This is a genomic window from Butyrivibrio sp. MC2013 (assembly GCF_000424585.1).
Taxonomy (GTDB): Bacteria; Bacillota; Clostridia; order Lachnospirales; family Lachnospiraceae; genus Butyrivibrio.
In genome coordinates this window covers 102395-118934 of the sequence record NZ_KE384211.1, presented here as the reverse complement: position 1 = coordinate 118934, position 16540 = coordinate 102395, and the positions used below count along the sequence as shown (strand labels likewise).

General features: G+C 41.9%; 17 protein-coding genes. 4 read left to right on the top strand and 13 right to left on the bottom strand.

From position 1 onward, the window contains the following. Positions 1-28 precede the first annotated feature (28 nt). Genes nadD through G636_RS0114935 form a run of 4 tightly spaced genes read left to right on the top strand, consistent with a single transcriptional unit; the run spans position 29 to position 2356 of the window. The gene (gene nadD / locus G636_RS18865; RefSeq protein WP_051227062.1) at positions 29-688 is read left to right on the top strand and encodes a nicotinate-nucleotide adenylyltransferase; all 660 of its coding nucleotides are present in this window, start codon (positions 29-31) and stop codon (positions 686-688) included. Between the two features lie 9 nt (positions 689-697). After that, the gene (gene yqeK / locus G636_RS0114945) at positions 698-1288 is read left to right on the top strand and encodes a bis(5'-nucleosyl)-tetraphosphatase (symmetrical) YqeK (RefSeq protein ID WP_026508707.1); all 591 of its coding nucleotides are present in this window, start codon (positions 698-700) and stop codon (positions 1286-1288) included. 3 nt (positions 1289-1291) lie between these two features. Further along, complete coding sequence (rsfS, locus tag G636_RS0114940) at positions 1292-1645, top strand: ribosome silencing factor (protein ID WP_035779821.1); 354 nt, start codon at positions 1292-1294, stop codon at positions 1643-1645. Positions 1646-1678: 33 nt separating this feature from the next. After that, entirely contained in the window at positions 1679-2356 is a 678-nt protein-coding gene (locus G636_RS0114935) for a TIGR00266 family protein (protein ID WP_026508705.1), read from the top strand. Between the two features lie 54 nt (positions 2357-2410). Here G636_RS0114935 and G636_RS0114930 read toward each other — a convergent pair whose 3' ends face one another. The 13 genes from G636_RS0114930 to mreD form a co-directional block, all read right to left on the bottom strand. Beyond that, positions 2411-3481 carry a tyrosine-type recombinase/integrase gene (locus tag G636_RS0114930; RefSeq protein WP_026508704.1) on the bottom strand — a complete coding sequence of 357 codons (1071 nt, stop codon included), beginning with the start codon at positions 3479-3481 and terminating at the stop codon, positions 2411-2413. A gap of 475 nt (positions 3482-3956) precedes the next feature. Beyond that, a complete protein-coding gene (locus G636_RS0114925; RefSeq protein ID WP_026508703.1) occupies positions 3957-4592 on the bottom strand; it encodes a cytidylate kinase-like family protein in 636 nt (211 codons plus the stop codon). 206 nt (positions 4593-4798) lie between these two features. Then, positions 4799-5722 carry an RluA family pseudouridine synthase gene (locus tag G636_RS0114920; RefSeq protein WP_026508702.1) on the bottom strand — a complete coding sequence of 308 codons (924 nt, stop codon included), beginning with the start codon at positions 5720-5722 and terminating at the stop codon, positions 4799-4801. Between the two features lie 6 nt (positions 5723-5728). Then, positions 5729-6361, bottom strand: a complete 633-nt coding sequence (lspA, locus tag G636_RS18860; protein ID WP_081668516.1) for a signal peptidase II — start codon at positions 6359-6361, stop codon at positions 5729-5731. Positions 6362-6383: 22 nt separating this feature from the next. After that, positions 6384-7481, bottom strand: coding sequence for a 3-dehydroquinate synthase (gene aroB, locus G636_RS0114910; RefSeq protein ID WP_026508701.1), 1098 nt, complete (start codon positions 7479-7481; stop codon positions 6384-6386). 158 nt (positions 7482-7639) lie between these two features. Then, on the bottom strand, positions 7640-8173 hold the full coding sequence (locus G636_RS0114905; protein WP_026508700.1) for a cell division protein SepF: 534 nt from the start codon (positions 8171-8173) through the stop codon (positions 7640-7642). A gap of 168 nt (positions 8174-8341) precedes the next feature. After that, positions 8342-9769: an HlyD family efflux transporter periplasmic adaptor subunit gene (locus tag G636_RS0114900; protein ID WP_026508699.1), complete on the bottom strand. Its 1428-nt coding sequence runs from the start codon at positions 9767-9769 to the stop codon at positions 8342-8344. 127 nt (positions 9770-9896) lie between these two features. Further along, positions 9897-10316, bottom strand: a complete 420-nt coding sequence (locus G636_RS0114895) for a hypothetical protein (protein WP_026508698.1) — start codon at positions 10314-10316, stop codon at positions 9897-9899. A gap of 149 nt (positions 10317-10465) precedes the next feature. Further along, positions 10466-11398 (bottom strand): D-alanyl-D-alanine carboxypeptidase family protein, encoded by a 933-nt coding sequence (locus tag G636_RS0114890; RefSeq protein ID WP_081668538.1) that lies wholly within the window; start codon positions 11396-11398, stop codon positions 10466-10468. 97 nt (positions 11399-11495) lie between these two features. Beyond that, the gene (locus G636_RS0114885) at positions 11496-11891 is read right to left on the bottom strand and encodes a methylglyoxal synthase (protein ID WP_026508696.1); all 396 of its coding nucleotides are present in this window, start codon (positions 11889-11891) and stop codon (positions 11496-11498) included. 100 nt (positions 11892-11991) lie between these two features. Next, complete coding sequence (locus G636_RS0114880; RefSeq protein WP_026508695.1) at positions 11992-13125, bottom strand: FtsW/RodA/SpoVE family cell cycle protein; 1134 nt, start codon at positions 13123-13125, stop codon at positions 11992-11994. A gap of 42 nt (positions 13126-13167) precedes the next feature. Further along, positions 13168-16020, bottom strand: a complete 2853-nt coding sequence (locus G636_RS18855) for a penicillin-binding transpeptidase domain-containing protein (RefSeq protein WP_035779818.1) — start codon at positions 16018-16020, stop codon at positions 13168-13170. Continuing rightward, positions 16013-16531, bottom strand: a complete 519-nt coding sequence (mreD, locus tag G636_RS0114870) for a rod shape-determining protein MreD (protein WP_026508694.1) — start codon at positions 16529-16531, stop codon at positions 16013-16015. The genes G636_RS18855 and mreD overlap by 8 nt, the downstream gene beginning before the upstream one ends. Positions 16532-16540: the final 9 nt, after the last annotated feature.

Sequence of the window (16540 nt, the reverse complement as noted above, 5' to 3'; positions counted from 1 at the left end):
ATTTCTATATTGTTTGCAGGAGGAAAGCATGCTCAGAAGAAGAATAGGCATCATGGGCGGTACATTTAATCCGATTCACTATGCGCACCTGTATATGGCAGAATGCGCCAGAGAGCAGTTTTCGCTGGACAGGGTGATTTTTATCCCCAGTGGTTTTAGTTATCTTAAAAAGGATCAGAATATTCCTGAAGGTGAGATCAGATATCAGCTTTGCAAGATGGCTACTTCAGGTAATCCCTTTTTTACCGTATCCAGGATTGAGATAGACAGGCCTGGTGATACTTATACAATTGAGACGCTTGAGCAGTTGTCTGAGCTTTACCCGGGCGATGATATCTATTTTATCCTGGGAGCTGATTCACTTAACTATCTTGACAAGTGGGTGAGATACGAGGATATCTGCAAAGCCTGTACAATACTGGCTGCAGTACGTAATGATACGGACATGGACGGCCTCAAGCAGCGTATCGCTTATCTTAAGAGTCAGGTGCCGGAGGCCAGGATAGAGCCTATCATGATGGGACATATGGATATCAGCTCCACTATGATCAGGGACAAGATCAGGCAGAATAAGTCAGTAAAATACCTGCTTCCTGACGAATGTATAGAGTATATCATCTCGCAGAATCTATATTCAGAAGATAATAATTCTTCTGATATAATGGATGCGCCGGATAAGATCGTATAAAGGATGACAATGAAGATTTTAGAGACATCGCAGAAATTCAGACAGGAAATGGAAAAGGTTCTGAAAAAGAACCGCTTTGATCACACTCTGGGAGTTGCCTATACTGCAGCCAATATGGCATTTGTATTTGACGAAGATCCGGAGAGGGCCCTGATAGCAGGGATGCTCCATGATTGCGCCAAGTGCATGCCTTCAGATGAACAGATAGAGATTTGCAGGAAATACGGCGTAGAGCTCACAGAGATTGAGCTAAAGAATCCAAAGCTCATACATGCAAAAGCCGGAATGTGCCTGGCTGAGCACAAGTATGATATAGATGACAAGGGTATACTGGATGCTATCAGGTATCATACTACAGGGCGCCCTGGAATGACCGTCCTTGAGAAGATCATCTTTACAGCAGACTATATAGAGCCCAACAGAAAGATGCTGACGGATATGGCTATCATCCGCAAGGAAGCCCTGTCAGACCTGGATAAGGCTGTATATCACATACTCTACAATACCTTGTCATATCTGGATAGTCAGGAGGATGAAACAGATCCCATGACTCTGGAGACTTTTGAATATTATAAAAATAAGTTATATGGGAAAGGATAATTAATGGGAGCATCAGAAAAAGCATTGAAGATGGCTGACCTTGCTATCGAAGCACTTGAAAATACCAAGGCAGAAGAGATCAAATCTATTGATATCAGTGAAGTATCAGTAATGTCAGATGTATTTATCCTGGCATGCGGCAATAGCAGAACTCAGATCAGAGCTCTTGCTGATCATGTAGATGAGGCATTGTCCAAGGCCGGCTACCAGCCCAAGAATATTGAAGGCTATGATACCTGCAAATGGATACTTATGGACTACGGCGATATCATCATCCATGTCTTTGACAACGAGAGCCGCAAGTATTATGACCTTGATCGTATATGGCGCGACGGCGTAGAAATTAATGTTACCTAAACATTTCATGTCAAAAAAGTCAGGAGGGATAGTATGCAATATCAGATCAGTAATCAGCCATTTACAGTTGTTACACTTCAGATGAGTGCAGGAGAATCCATCAAATGTCAGAGCGGAGCTATGGCTTGGATGTCCAGAGGAATCAGGATGGAGACAAAGACCGGCGGCCTGGGCGGTATCTTCAAAAAGGCTATTGTTGGTGAGTCAATTGCCCTTAATCATTATATTGCCGATCAGCCCGGAGAATTGACACTGGCCAAGCATTCACCCGGTGATATCGTAGCTTTTGATGTTACTACAATGCCTGTCATTGCTCAGAAGACTTCTTTTCTGGCATCTAATGATAATGTGAATATAGATATATTCCTTCAGCACAAGGCTGGTGCAGGCTTCTTTGGCGGAGAAGGCTTCCTGATGCAGAAATTCTCAGGTCAGGGCATTGTATTCCTCGAAATAGACGGAGCTGTTCAGGAGAGGCAGCTGGGTCCCGGAGAACAGCTGGTCATCGACAGCGGATATGTGGCTGCCATGGAAGCAAGCTGCAGCATGTCCATTGAGACAGTTAAGGGTCTGACCAATATCGTACTGGGCGGAGAAGGCCTCTTCAACACTGTAGTAACAGGTCCCGGCAGAGTATGGCTGCAGACCATGCCCATTAATCAGCTGGCTATGAATCTCTATTCATACATGCCTCATCCTCGTAGCAATTAAAATATTGTAATGTTATAAGCCTGATTGGTCAGGCGCTATTAATTAATCGATCTTTTAATTATTTTCGCGAAGCCTTACTATACGTGCTGCTCTACGGCGGTTCTCGTCGCTCTGGTCGGCGTAATGCTTTCTGGTGGTATTTATATCACTGTGACCCAAAACGTCCGCCACGAGGTAAATATCGCCTGTCTCGCGGTAAAGATTGGTTCCATAGGTGGAACGGAGCTTGTGAGGAGTGATCTTCTTAAGTGAGGTCACATTTTTCGCATATTTTTTTACAAGGTTCTCGACCGCTCTTACAGAGATGCGACGGTTCTGCAAAGAGAGGAAGAGAGCCTTTTCATGTCCGGTTATAGGTACTATGAGATTCCTCTCAGCCAGGTATGCCATAAGGGCATCCCTGACCTCATCTCCAAAGTAAATAACTGAATCCTTGCCGCCCTTACGGTGAATGCTGATACCGCAGTTCTCAAAGTCAAGATCATTAAGGTCTATACCTACACATTCAGAGACACGTATGCCTGTGCCCAGTAGGAGAGTAATGATGGCAACGTCTCTGATGCGGGTCTTATTGTGGTAGATTTTCTGCTTATCAGTTAATTTATCCCCTTCCTCTACAACGTCCAGCATTTCTACAATTTCATTGGGCTCCAGACGGATGATAGGCTTTTCCTTAAGCTTTGGCATTTCAATTTTTGACGGGGCATTATGACTGATCTTGTCCATTTTAAAGAAATAATTAAACATACTGCGGACTGCAGCAGCCTTTCTTTTCTTGCCTACAAGCTCATTTGACAGTTCACGGCCTTCGTGGTCATAAAGTGAAATATAATCAAGATATTCATCAATATCTTCACGTGTGACCTGATCCAGGACATTAAGAGTAAAATCCCGAATATTAAGCTTATTAAGGGTAGGATTTTGCTCGTGAAGAAATTCAAAGAATGTGCGGATGTCATAAGCATAGCCAAGCCTGGTCCTGGCAGCTTTACTGTTGGCTATGGACAGAAAGTATTCTCTGCAGAATTTCGGAAGAGTATCGATAACAGCACGGAGCTTTAGGATGTTTTCCTTATCCTGTTCCTGATAATACTTGAGATTGTCTGAACTTATATTGTTTTGCATATTCCCCCCTTAATCAAGTATGTTTTTTGAGAATCCTTTACCTTATTATAGTCCTAAGCAATGCCTGCACGATATTATGATAGCCGGCAACTATGTTACCTTACCTATAGGTGCCAGGTTTAGCGAATAATCGTATCGTGCGTAGATTGCGGGTTCAAGTATGGATTTTGAGAATCCTTTACCTTATTATAGTCCTAAGCAATGCCTGCACGATATTATGATAGCCGGCAACTATGTTACCTTACCTATAAGTGCCAGGTTTAGCGAATAATCGTATCGTGCGTAGATTGCGGGTTCAAGTATGGATTTTGAGAATCCTTTACCTTATTATACGCTTAACCACTGCGTACACGATACTATTATTTGCTAAACCTGGATTTTGCGCATAGTTGCTTTTCCACCACCATTCTATCACATGCAAAAACCCGCAGCAAGCATTAGCTCCTGCGGGTAATAATAAGCTCTGATCTGTCTCTTAGCTCTTCCTGTTCTGTTCGTAGGTCTCTACATAATTGGCTATGAAATCTACCGTGCCGTCATAACCAAGGAGTGATGAGTTAACTGTAAGGTCATAGGAACTACAGTGGCCCCATTTCTTTGATGTGTAATAATTGTAATAGCTGCGACGCTGCTTGTCCTTCTTGATCATCAGATCGATAGCCTTATCGTCACTGGTCACATCATCAAAACGGTCTCTGATAGCTTTGATCTTGTCTGCTTCGTTACCGGTGATAAATACCCTTACTAGATTAGGAAAATCAGATAAAGCATAGTCTGCACATCTGCCGACTATAACGCATGGACCTTCTTTGGCAATGGCCTTGATGGCATCAAACTGTGCAAGGAATACCTTGTGGCTGATAGGCATGTCTACAAAGCTGGATGAATTATATCCAAAGGAATATGTATCAAGCACCAGATTGTACATAAAGGAGCTGGTAGGCTTCTCATCATGGTTTTCGATCATCTCTTCGCAAAAACCGCTTTCTTTTGCAGCTCTGGCGATCAGTTCCTTGTCATAACATTTGATCCCGAATTTAGCTGCAAGCTTTTCGCCGATCACTCTGCCGCCTGAACCAAATTCACGTCCTACCGTAATAATCGTATTCATAACAACCTCCTCCATGCCTTGTATTAGTGGTCATGTGTAAAGATTATTTTATTGCCTTGCTTTGTCTGAATATGCAAAGTTTGTTTGCATAAGCAAAGATCATCTATATAAAATAATTATATATAAAAATCGGGTAAATTACCAGTAAATAGCAATAATAGTCTGGCAATTGTATGAATTAAATCAAATGCTGCGAACACATAATATCAGGTTAACACTTCAAGGAGATGCCTAAAATAATCCGGAAGCTCAGCCCTAGTCTCGATATACTCTCCTGTTCTGGGATGTTTAAATCCCAGTATCATAGCATGTAAGCATTGTCCCTGGAGCTTGAAGCGGCTCTTACGGCCTGAAGCATATAATTCATCTCCCAGAAGGGGGTGATTAATGGAAGCCATATGCACTCTGATTTGATGGGTACGGCCTGTTTCCAGCTTACAGGCGATATAGGTCATTCTGTCATTTGGGAAGCGCTTTAGTACTTTGTAATGTGTTACTGCAGGCTTGCCGTTTATTTCATCAATGGCCATCTTTAATCTGTCATTTTTGTTTCTTCCGATAGCACCCTCTATGGTGCCCTCATCCTCTTTTATAATGCCATAGCATATTGCATGATAAATCCTGTTGATGGAATGTTCCTTGAGCTGCGCTGCGATGCTGTTATGAGCTTCATCATTCTTACAAATGAGCACAGAGCCTGTGGTATCCTTGTCTATTCTGTGCACGATACCGGGCCTCATGACACCATTGATACCGGAGAGCGAGTCTCCGCAGTGATACATGACTGCATTAACCAGAGTGCCGCTGTAATGACCTGCAGCGGGATGAACGACCATATCCTTGGGTTTATTTACTACCAAAAGATCATTATCTTCATATAGTATATCCAAAGGAATATTCTCGGCTTCTATATCGAGCTCTACAGGTTCAGGAATATCCAGACTTATCACATCTCCTGCCTTTATGCAAACAGAGCCCTTTTTGATCTCCTTGCCGTTTATTGTGGCATTGCCGGAGCTTATGAGATTTTTGAGAAAAGATCTGGAATGACCTGTATCAAGCTCGCTAAGATATTTATCTATTCTTTTGCCATCATCTTCTGCAGATACTATAAATTCAGACATAGGCATCCTTTTTTAATCATTATGGTTTTCTGTAGTGGAAGTATTATCACAAGGCTTTGTCTCAATCGTTTGATCAGCTTCATCGTTTTTTTCAATAGGTTCAGTATTCTCAGCCTTTTTGGCTGTCTTCTGACTATAAAAACTCAGGAAAGCAAAATCTTCTTCCTTGTAATAAAAAAGAAGGAAATATACAAGCAAAAAAGTTGATACTGTAACATATATATCGGCAACATTAAAGATAGGGAAATTGATCAGCTTAAAATATATAAAATCAATAACGTATCCGGTGTTGAACCTATCAAACATATTGCCTAGAGCGCCGCCTGCAATTGTGCAGAGGATAAAGTGGAGCCTTGTATATCTCTTGTCATCAGGTAGCATTAAAAGGATATATGAGATCACCAGGCATATAAGTATGGCGATGATGATAAAGAAGGTCTTTTGATTCTGGAGCATACCAAAAGCAGCGCCATGATTTTCCAGGTAATGGAGCTCTAAGACATTCCTGATTATAGGAAATGCTGCCTTATCCTTTAGATAGCTTACTGCAGCCTTCTTGGTCATAAGGTCAATGATTATCAGAAGAATGGTAAATATAATATCGAATATTATAAATTTCTTTTTATGACTGTTAAACTGAGGCATTGGATAATCATCCTTTCAACTATTATTCTCCGTCTACGAAGAGAATTTCTTTAACAGCTTCTCTTATCTCTTCATCTGTTACATCAGTGCTGATAAAGGCATCACCTATATCATGAAGGAGTATGAATCTAATATGACCGTTGTCCATTTTCTTGTCACTCTTAACAAGATCTGCGATTTCATCAGGATTCACATCTTCAACGCTGATGGGCAGTCCAAAGGGAACGAACATATCTCTTATCTCATAGCAGGTACCGGTATCAATAAGCCCCTTCTTCATGGAGATATAGGCAGCTGCAATGCATCCAAGTGCAACGCATTCACCATGGAGCAGGGTGAAATTCTTGGCCTTTTCAATGGCATGACCAATGGTATGACCAAAGTTCAGAAGGGCTCTTTCACCTTTCTCATGAGGATCATGCTCTACCACGTCTCTCTTGATCTCGCAGGAACGCTTGATCATCTTTTCTAATATCTCATGATCTCTTGTAATGATCTCGTTGAAATTCTCTATCATCCAGAAATAATAGCTCTGATCCTTGATAAGGCCATGCTTAAGGACTTCTCCCATGCCTTCAGACAGGAGCCTTCCGTTTAAGCTGTCCAGAGTAGTCACGTTGGTATATACAAGCCTGGGCATATAAAAAGCGCCTACCATATTCTTGTATCCATCAAGGTCTACACCTGTCTTGCCGCCTACTGAGGAGTCGGTTTGAGCAAGGAGGCTGGTTGGGAGCTGTATAAATGCAATGCCCCTAAGATATGTAGATGCTGCAAAACCTGTAATATCACCGGTCACGCCGCCGCCAAGAGCTGCCAGCATATCATGCCTGTCAAAATGCTTGGCAACCAGAAATTCATATATATTCTGTACTGTTGTAAGGTTCTTGTTCTCTTCGCCTGCGGGAATGGTAAATACATATACTTCGCTGCATACCTTGCAGAGCTGCTGACTTACAAGTTCTGCATAGAGAGGCCCTACATTGGAATCTGTTATGATAGCGGCTCTTCTGCCTGCAAAGCCCAGCTTGTCTACCTCAGAAGCCAGGCCGCTGTAACTGCTGTCTATCACGATGTCATATGCCTTTTGATTTTGATATTTTACTGATAATCTGTCCATACTTATCCTTTCATAACGCGATATATGCGATAAAAACAGCGGAAGCAATATATACTTACTCCCGCTGCATAAAATACTAAACCTATATAAAATATAGAATAAATAGGCAAAATCAATTAATCCCCCTTAAAGGGAGTCGCTTCTGCAATTGGAAGATATCACAGGATCTGCTGAGGACCTTCGTGTACGAAGGAAGTATTATTAAATGATCCGGTGATCATCTCCTGAAAATCTCCTGTAATATCAACGCTTGAAGGTGTGATAATAAAGATATACTTTGAAATCTTCTGGAGATTACCTGAAATAGCAAAGCAGGAGCCTGATGCAAAATCAATGATCCTCTGAGCTACTTCAACATCAAGGCCTTCCAGATTAAGGACTACTGCCCTGTTGGTCAGAAGTGTTTCTGTGATCTCTTTAGCTTCTTCAAAAGAATTGGGTTTGATGACACATACTTCCATGCCGGCACCTGATATAGTCTTCTTGTGATTGGAAATATTGGTAACAGGTTTGAATGGACTCTGTTTATTAAGCTTCTCCTCCGGAACTTCAATACTGGGATCATCTTTACCGATAGGTGCGGTCTTCAGAGCTGCGGAACCCTTGTCATAGTACTCTTCATCATTCTCGTCGTAATAATCATTCTCTTCACCAAGTCTGATGACTTTCAGGAAATTCTGCATAACATTCATATTCTCTCCTCACTCCTCGTGTACGATACCGAGGCAACAACCCTTTCCATGATCAAATATCCATCCATAGGATGAATGCTCCCAACTCCTTATATTATGACTATATTAAGGCAAAGTGTCAACCTTCTTAATAATTCATGATATCAAAACACAGTTAAATAATTTGCATTATTTATATATGATCTCGTTGTTGATCACTGTCTCTGCATCCAATACGATATAGTCGTGTTCTCTAAGACCGTAGGAGGTATTGGATTGTACTATAGCATAACTCTCATTGCTCTCCATGATATCTATTACGCAGAAGTCGGCATATCCCTTATTGATGTTATATACGCCGTGAAGGGATGATGTCATGCCAACGCTGAATTCTTCTTTACTGTCAGGAGCTATTATCACATCACCTGCACTTAGGGAATCTGTATCTATATAGTAGGTATCAAAACCTGTCTCGTTGCCATCTTCATCCTTTTCATGGAGCTTGGCATAGATATTGGTAGCTATGAATTCTGTTGATACAGAGCCGTCTTCCAATATTGTCTTTCTGTCTACACCATATTTGCCCTGGTCATTCTTATAGATATATGAGGAATCAATGGTATAAAAATCCTTATCAAGGATTGCTGACGAAGGTATTTTAAGACCTTTGACTGCATCTGTTATGAGCTCTACGTAGAGGAAGCGGTCTGATGCAAAGTTTATCATGGAATTGGTAAAGGATAGAGAAACAAAACAGTTGCCTTCATTATCTGTATATCTGGCCACCTGTCCCCATGCTGTAGCCTGGTTCTTCAAGAATCTGACTTCAATATATTCTTCTTTTTCAAGCTCCTTAGCAGTCTTTTCATCAGCTACCTGTATAACAATCTGCCAGTCTTCATCTGTAGACAGCTTATAACAAGGAGAACCGGTGGTGATGATATCTCTGGAAGTGAAATATTCAGGAGTATATTCCTCTTCATCAAAATACTCAGGCTTCATCTGCTCGAGAGTCAAGTTTTCAAAGCCGTCTATTGAATAGATCACTGTACCGCTCTCTGGTGCAAATTGATATTTGAAAGCTCCGCTTTGAGAGCCAATATCGCTTATGGAATTAAGATATGAAGAATTAACAAGCTTGGAAACAGAGCCCCTTATGCTGCTGCTAAAGTCATATACAGAAAGAAAAGATCTTTCGTCAAAGGAAGACTGGAAGGAACTGATCTCGTTTCTGAGCTTGGAATAATCAATATCAGTAAGTACTGAAGTAGAGCTGTCATTAAGACCTCTGCTGTCGGCAAGGGTATCGGATTCATCAGTGATGCATACCAGATCCCCTTTGGCAACATGCCTGTCTTCCATTGCAAAATAATATACAGGTCCTGAGCTTGATGAATTAACTACCCTCTCCTTACGAAGAGTTATAGCCCTGTAGGTATTATTCTGAGACAGACTTCCGGTAGTTACCTCATAGCCTGTAATATGCTTCTTGCTGTAGTAATTTACAATACTGATGATCACGTATATAAGAAGGCCTGCAAAAAAAATGATTGTCAGGCCACCCAAGCCTCCGCGATTATTAAATTTTCTGATATTGCTCTTAGAGCCAGCTGCCATCTATATCCCCTTGTAATAATTGTTCTTATGACCGGAAAAAGTCTGCTAATTTACGCCTGGCAGCCTTTCCGGGGCGGTACTGCAAAAAAGCCGCGGCTATGCCGCGGCTTGTAAGTACGCGTTGTAATCAAAGTGCAATAGAAATCTTGGAATGAACAGCTTCAGGGAGCTCTTCCTTGTCCATGGAAACGCTGAGAACAAAATCGATTCCGAACTTATCACTTAATTTATCAAGTTTCTCTATTGTAGGTGTTATATCATTACCCTCAAGGCAGGCAATGTTAAGGAACGAATCAAGATATACCTGCTGAAGATCATTGTCCTGTGAAATAATACCACTGATAAAGCCTATAAACTCGTCTGTAGTGTTGACCATATAATCAGGAACCACAATAAGACGTATCTTATTATTCAGTTCATACATGTGTTTGGTGTTTTTGTCGAGAAATACGACTGTTCCAAGAGTGTTCTTGATTTCGGAATTAACCTTGTCGAGAAGACATTTTGTCTTGCCCTTCCCCTTTTTACCTACGATAAGCGAAACCATAAGCGTTACCTCCCTTGAGTTATGAAATTAGGAAATTCCCTACAACTATTATAACTTTCATGGCCATCTTTTACAATAGATATCTGTTCTAAAGTAGGCTTAAATACTAATCCTTCATAAGTAGTAAGACAGCCACATTATCAAGCATTTTAACCAGTTACCGCCTCTTCAAGAAGCCGTGTCATCTCGTCATAAAGAGTGTCCGTACTGTCTGCTCTTAGTATCACAGCTATATAAGGATTGGCATATTGATCCTTGGCAAGGAGTATGAGACAGTGGCCTGCCGCACTGGTAGTTCCTGTCTTGCCTCCGATTACTGTGATATTGCCGGGAGCCTGTCTTACGCCCTTGATATAGCCGTTGGTGGCTTCAACTTCTATCTCCTTGGTGCTGCCGTCTCCTGCTGCATAACTGGTCCTGTAGGAAGACATATTGATGATCTGTACGAAATCATTATATTGCATGGCAGCATTGAAGATCAGATACATGTCATAAGCTGTGACATAGTGATCCTCCTGGGTCAGGCCGTGAGGATTGGCAAAATGGCAGCCTGTAGCGCCAAGAGCTCTTGCTTCCTTGTTCATGAGAGCTACAAAGCTGTCGGTCCCGGGGCCCAGATTATCTGCTATGAGCATGGCAACATCGTTGGCAGAATATATGAGCAAAAGGTGCAGCGCCTGATCCAGAGTCATGCTATCGCCCTTCTTGATACCTGCGAGCTGGGCTCCCGCCTCACTTATCACAACTGCATCTGTTGCAGTAAGAGTCTGAGACAGACTGCCATATTTAAGAGCTACAAGCGCTGTCATCACCTTGGTAAGAGATGCAGGGTTGACCTGCTCATTGACATTTTTGGCATAGAGAGTCTTCTTGCCTGTCAGGTCAAATAGGCCTGCCACAGAGCTTTCTGTCATATCAACCTTGTCTGTAGCGATATCAGTAGGAGCTACACAGAGATCAGATGAAAAAGTATCCAGGAATTCAACTTCATAAAGAGAACTATCAGGTCCTGCCTTTTCAGAATAAGGCAGATCATAAGAAGCAGCTCCGCATCCTGTAAGAAGCGCACTGCTAATGATCATAGAAAATATTAGTCGGGGTAAATTATTAATGCTAATAGAATACCTATTAGCATTAAAGTGGTCAGCTTTGAAAAAAGCTCTTATATAATGAAAGATGTTATTTATACATTTCACGCCACTCAAGATCTCCTCTGTCCAGGGATTTGATAAGAAGCTCCGCTGATGCAAGATTGGTAGCAACAGGGATGTTGTGAACGTCACAAAGTCTCATAACATTATTGATATCAGGCTCATGGGACTTCACAGTCAGAGGATCACGCAGAAAAATAACAAGGTCGATTTCATTATGCTCAATAGCAGCACCTATCTGCTGCTCTCCTCCCAAATGACCTGCGAGATATTTGTGTACGGTCAGATTGGTAACTTCCTCTATAAGACGACCTGTTGTGCCCGTGGCAAACAGCTCATTTTTAGATAAGATACCCCTATATGCAATGCAGAAATTCTGCATAAGTTTCTTTTTGGCGTCATGTGCAATAAGTGCAATATTCATATTATTCCTTTATTTCCTTGTCTGTCTGATTTTGGTATTGGACGTTATTAATTATATCATATTTTTACTCTTACGATAGAACAGATATCATAAAAGATACTCAGAAATATTTGTTCCTCTGCTGAAGGCTGACATTGAGCACCAGGCCTATACCTATGTATACGCTGACAATGGATGTAAGTCCGGCGCTGACAAGAGGCAGCGGTATACCGGTATTGGGCAGTACTCCGGTTGCAACGCCTATATTCATCAGTCCCTGGAAGCCTATCCAGCAGCCAATGCCTGTTGCTATGATCTGGCCTGCAAGGTCTCTTGCCCTTCCTGCGATCAAAAGACACTCTACCATTATAGCAAGCAGCAAAAAGAGTACAATACATGACCCTATAAAGCCAAACTCTTCTCCAATAACTGTAAAGATAAAGTCTGTCTGGGATTCGGAAATAAAGCCTGCATTAAGAACCGAGTTGATCTCATTGGAATTAAAGCCCTTGCCCTGCAGCTGTCCCGATCCTATGGCCATAATGGAATTCATGGTCTGATAAGCATCTGAATCAGCATAATTCTCAGGATGAAGCCAGGCCAGGATCCTCACCTGCTGATAATCATGGAGAATGGGACTTCCGGGCATCATAGCAAGGTAAAAGACAAGTGCACCAAGAGGGATAGTTATCACCAGTACAGCCGTAATGAATTTCCAGCTGATGCCGCTTACAAACATGATACATACAAATATTATGACAAACATGATACTGGTGGAAAGGTCAGGCTCAAGCAATATCAAAGCCAGAGGCGGCAATAGCAAAAGCAGACAACTGGCTATATAGCCCAAAGTTTTGACCTTCTTTTGATTGAGCAAACAAAACTTGGAATAAAACAGTATAAGAAGGGCCTTGGATATCTCCGAAGGTTGAAAACGAAAACCGCCGATATCAAGCCATCTCTGGGCACCATGGCTACCGCTTCCCAGTAGTATAACTCCTCCCAGAAGTATGATCGTCAGTGCATAATAGCCCCAGTAAAATTTTGACAAAAAGGCATAGTCAAAGAGGGACACAACGATCATAGCAACTACGCCAAGAGCAATACCCATGAGCTGCTTGCTCCTTAAGGATTCATCGGATGAACTGACAGCGATGACTCCCACTATTGAGAGACATATGACCAGAACAACAAGGATAAAATCGTAGTTCCTGTATTTATAGGTTTTAAGTCTGTTAAACACCGCTTTAATCATATAAAACCTCGTAATTATCTCTAGCAAAAGCTTACAGCTATATTAGTCGTCATTGGTACCGCCGCTAACCTGCTCTACTTCGCCGCCCAAAAGCTCTTCTCTTGTCTTTTCGCCAAAATAATACTGATATACATCATGAGTGATCTTGGCAGCATAGGTTGAAGAATAACCATAGGCAACTCTGGTCGTGATGGATATCTCAGGATTACTATACGGCGCATAGCTCACAAAAAGAGCGTGATTGGCTCTGTCCTTACGCTCCTGAGCCGTACCAGTCTTGCCGGCTATCTCAACCTTCATATCCTTATAATCCGATCTTGACTCTACCACGCCTCTCATACCCTTATGAATAGCATTCCAGTATTCAGTGGGTATGCTGTCCATGGTATTTCTTACAGATGCAGAATAATCCTCCAAAAGGTTGCCGGCTGAGTCTGTGGTCTTGTCGATCAGAGTCAGATTATAGGTGGTTCCGTTATTGGCTACACTCGTAATATACCTGGCCAGCTGTGTTGTGGTATAGGAATTGGTGCCCTGACCTATGGCAGAACGTACAGCGTCCTGATCAGATACAGAGGGTTCATTCTCTTCTATTTCAACTCCGCTCTTGTCAGTAAGACCATACATATCAGCATATTTGGCCAGTCTTTCAAGACCCATATCCGAGTCATAGCCGTTTCCATTATTTCCAAGTCTGTAGCCTACTTCATAAAAGAAACCGTTGCAGGAATTGGTAATACCCCCTGAAACATCAAGTGTCCCGTGAGCAGAGGGATATATCCAACACTTTGCCGGGGGAGAGATCTTTTCAAATATGCCTGTACAGGTGATCTCTGATGCAGTGCTGATCACGCCTTCCATTAGCCCCGCTGTTGCTGACATGGGCTTGTAGGTTGAACCGGGAGCTGTCTTTTGCTGAGTTGCATAGTTATATAGCGGATTAGACAGGTCGGCTCTCAGGCTGGCATAATACTTGGCATCTACTCCATTAGCCATCCTGTTATTGTCATAACCCGGGTAGGACACCAGAGCTTTTACGTCTCCGGTATTAACATCCACTATTACCATTGAGCCGGTACAAGGATCCAGGTTGAGCTGGGCAGGCGTGAGGTCCAGTTTCTTTATCCTGTTCATGATAAAAGTATATGAATTTTCAGCAGAACCCTTCCAGAGGGCCATTTCATCATCGTCAAGGCTTACGACCTTTTGCTCAAGCAGCAGCTCGCAGCAATCTCTACCTGTTACCATATCAGATGCCAGCATATACCTGTATAGCATCTTGTGGAAAGTCACATCCCTGGTCAAAAACTCATTTATATAATCAACGATATTGATAAAAACTTCATCTGATGCAGAATACTGGCTATCCAGGTTAAGCAAAGAGATGTCTATCCAGTTCTGCATTATTGCATAATGGAGATATTCATTCAGAGATATTGTCTCGTCTGTCTTGTACTTGATATAAGTCTCATCCTCAGAATTCTCACCTGTGAGAACTCCCTTATTTCTCAAGCTGTCTGTAATATAGGTCTCATAGTTCTTGTACTCAAGACTGAGCTGGTCATAAGGGGTTTTGGTATCTGTAAGCTCTGCTCTAAGGCCCAGGAGAACTGATGACAACTTATCATCAAATACCTCTTTGACCTTTTTCTCTGTTTCACCTGCATGGGGATCGTCAAAATGGGTTACATCAATGACCGTATTCTCGAAAAGCTTGTAATATACATCATAAACAGGGATCATGAGATCGCTGGAATTTGCAGGTATATTGACTTCCTTACTGTTGACTATCTTGGCAGAAAGTATACCTGCAAGCCTGCTCTCAAGCACATCATAAGCAAGCTCAGTCAGATCCTTGTCAATGGTAAGATAGACATCATTGCCGGCTATAGGCTCTACGTATTCGCTGGTCTCCAGTGCCTGCCCCATCTTGTCAACGTATACGGTTTCCGAGCCCTTCTTACCCTGGAGGACTGTCTCCATGGTCTGTTCGATACCGGATTTGCCTACAGTATCATTGCCGGAATAATTCATACCGGGATTCTCAGCCCTTAAAGTCTCCAGCTCTGACAAGGATACCTTGCCTGTATAGCCTATTACCTGAGCAAAATACTTGGAGTCAACATATTTTCTGGAGGTGCTCTCTTTTATGCTCACACCTTCCAGATCGATACTGTTCTCCATGATATCCGATACAGTCTGATCAGATACGTTTTCTGCAATGGAGGTATCAATATATTTCTGGAATGAGTTGAGATTCATGTTATATCTAAGGGTTGCCAGTTGCAGAAACCTTCGGCTGCTCATACCTCTTCCGGCTACAAAAGAACTCTTGTCCTGGGGATCTGTATACTCTCCGATCTTGAACTTGTTGCCAAGATAATTCATAACATCAAGAGCAGTGGAGCTTTTCTCTTCAAACTTAAGATTATCTGTCCTTGAATAGCCGTATACATCGGCAAGGAACCTTAGTAGAGAGCTTCCGCTAACGGTAAACTCAAATTCTCCGGAATCTGAAAGCTGTATATTAAGGTCACTGACTACTTCATCTCCGTTTTTCTCTACAATGTCTATTACCCTGCCCAGAGTCTCGTTAATATTGGCATGACGGGAAGAGCCGGATTCAAATACATCTTCAATAACAACAGAATTGGCCAGCTCATTATATGCCAGTAGGTTACCGTTACAATCGTAGATATTGCCCCTGGTAGCAGGTATATCCTTTTCCTTTTTGATGCGCAGCTGAAAAGAGTCCAGATAGGATTCGCCGTTTACGATCTGGAGATTGAAGAGACGGGTAACAAGCCCGCTTGTAAGAAGGAGTCCCACCAGTCCTATTATGGTAAAGCGGGATGTAAGAAATTTCAGGACTATATCTTTAAGGTCATCAAACAAATTTACGTGCCCCCTTTGATACGATCATATCCATTTTCGTATTTACGAAGAGGATAATAGGATAAACAAATACTGCTACCACACTGGTATAGATAAGCTCGGGAATAATCACATGTGTCATATAATGACCCATATCAAATCTGGCCCTGAGCAGGAACATCAATATATAATAAATAAAGCCGGATATAAAGTCACTTATACTGATAAGCGCGAGGGGAAGAATATAATTATCCGGAAAGAAGACTCTGTGGAAGAAACCGCAGATATAGCCCTCATACATATAAATGATGGCATATATACAGATAAAGTCTCCAAAGAAAATATCAGCCAAAAGTCCTGCAAAAAAGCCAGTAAAAAGTCCTGCCTTCTCCCCTCTCATCATGGCGGTTGAAGCAGTAATGATGATCAGAAGATTAGGTACAATACCACCAAAGCTGAAATATGAAAATACAGAGCTTTGAAAAATAAAGCATATGATTATAAGTACGAAAGTAACAAGAGTTTTTCTCATATTGATCCT

What these genes read in the sequence shown, in the direction of transcription:
- G636_RS0114930 (WP_026508704.1), bottom strand. Translation starts at nt 3,481, where the DNA reads ATGCAAAACAATATAAGTTCAGACAATCTCAAGTATTATCAGGAACAG.
- yqeK (WP_026508707.1), top strand. Translation starts at nt 698, where the DNA reads ATGAAGATTTTAGAGACATCGCAGAAATTCAGACAGGAAATGGAAAAG.
- G636_RS0114895 (WP_026508698.1), bottom strand. Translation starts at nt 10,316, where the DNA reads ATGGTTTCGCTTATCGTAGGTAAAAAGGGGAAGGGCAAGACAAAATGT.
- G636_RS0114880 (WP_026508695.1), bottom strand. Translation starts at nt 13,125, where the DNA reads ATGATTAAAGCGGTGTTTAACAGACTTAAAACCTATAAATACAGGAAC.
- aroB (WP_026508701.1), bottom strand. Translation starts at nt 7,481, where the DNA reads ATGGACAGATTATCAGTAAAATATCAAAATCAAAAGGCATATGACATC.
- G636_RS0114935 (WP_026508705.1), top strand. Translation starts at nt 1,679, where the DNA reads ATGCAATATCAGATCAGTAATCAGCCATTTACAGTTGTTACACTTCAG.
- G636_RS0114890 (WP_081668538.1), bottom strand. Translation starts at nt 11,398, where the DNA reads ATGATCATTAGCAGTGCGCTTCTTACAGGATGCGGAGCTGCTTCTTAT.
- rsfS (WP_035779821.1), top strand. Translation starts at nt 1,292, where the DNA reads ATGGGAGCATCAGAAAAAGCATTGAAGATGGCTGACCTTGCTATCGAA.
- G636_RS0114905 (WP_026508700.1), bottom strand. Translation starts at nt 8,173, where the DNA reads ATGAATGTTATGCAGAATTTCCTGAAAGTCATCAGACTTGGTGAAGAG.
- lspA (WP_081668516.1), bottom strand. Translation starts at nt 6,361, where the DNA reads ATGCCTCAGTTTAACAGTCATAAAAAGAAATTTATAATATTCGATATT.
- nadD (WP_051227062.1), top strand. Translation starts at nt 29, where the DNA reads ATGCTCAGAAGAAGAATAGGCATCATGGGCGGTACATTTAATCCGATT.
- G636_RS0114885 (WP_026508696.1), bottom strand. Translation starts at nt 11,891, where the DNA reads ATGAATATTGCACTTATTGCACATGACGCCAAAAAGAAACTTATGCAG.
- mreD (WP_026508694.1), bottom strand. Translation starts at nt 16,531, where the DNA reads ATGAGAAAAACTCTTGTTACTTTCGTACTTATAATCATATGCTTTATT.
- G636_RS0114900 (WP_026508699.1), bottom strand. Translation starts at nt 9,769, where the DNA reads ATGGCAGCTGGCTCTAAGAGCAATATCAGAAAATTTAATAATCGCGGA.
- G636_RS0114925 (WP_026508703.1), bottom strand. Translation starts at nt 4,592, where the DNA reads ATGAATACGATTATTACGGTAGGACGTGAATTTGGTTCAGGCGGCAGA.
- G636_RS0114920 (WP_026508702.1), bottom strand. Translation starts at nt 5,722, where the DNA reads ATGCCTATGTCTGAATTTATAGTATCTGCAGAAGATGATGGCAAAAGA.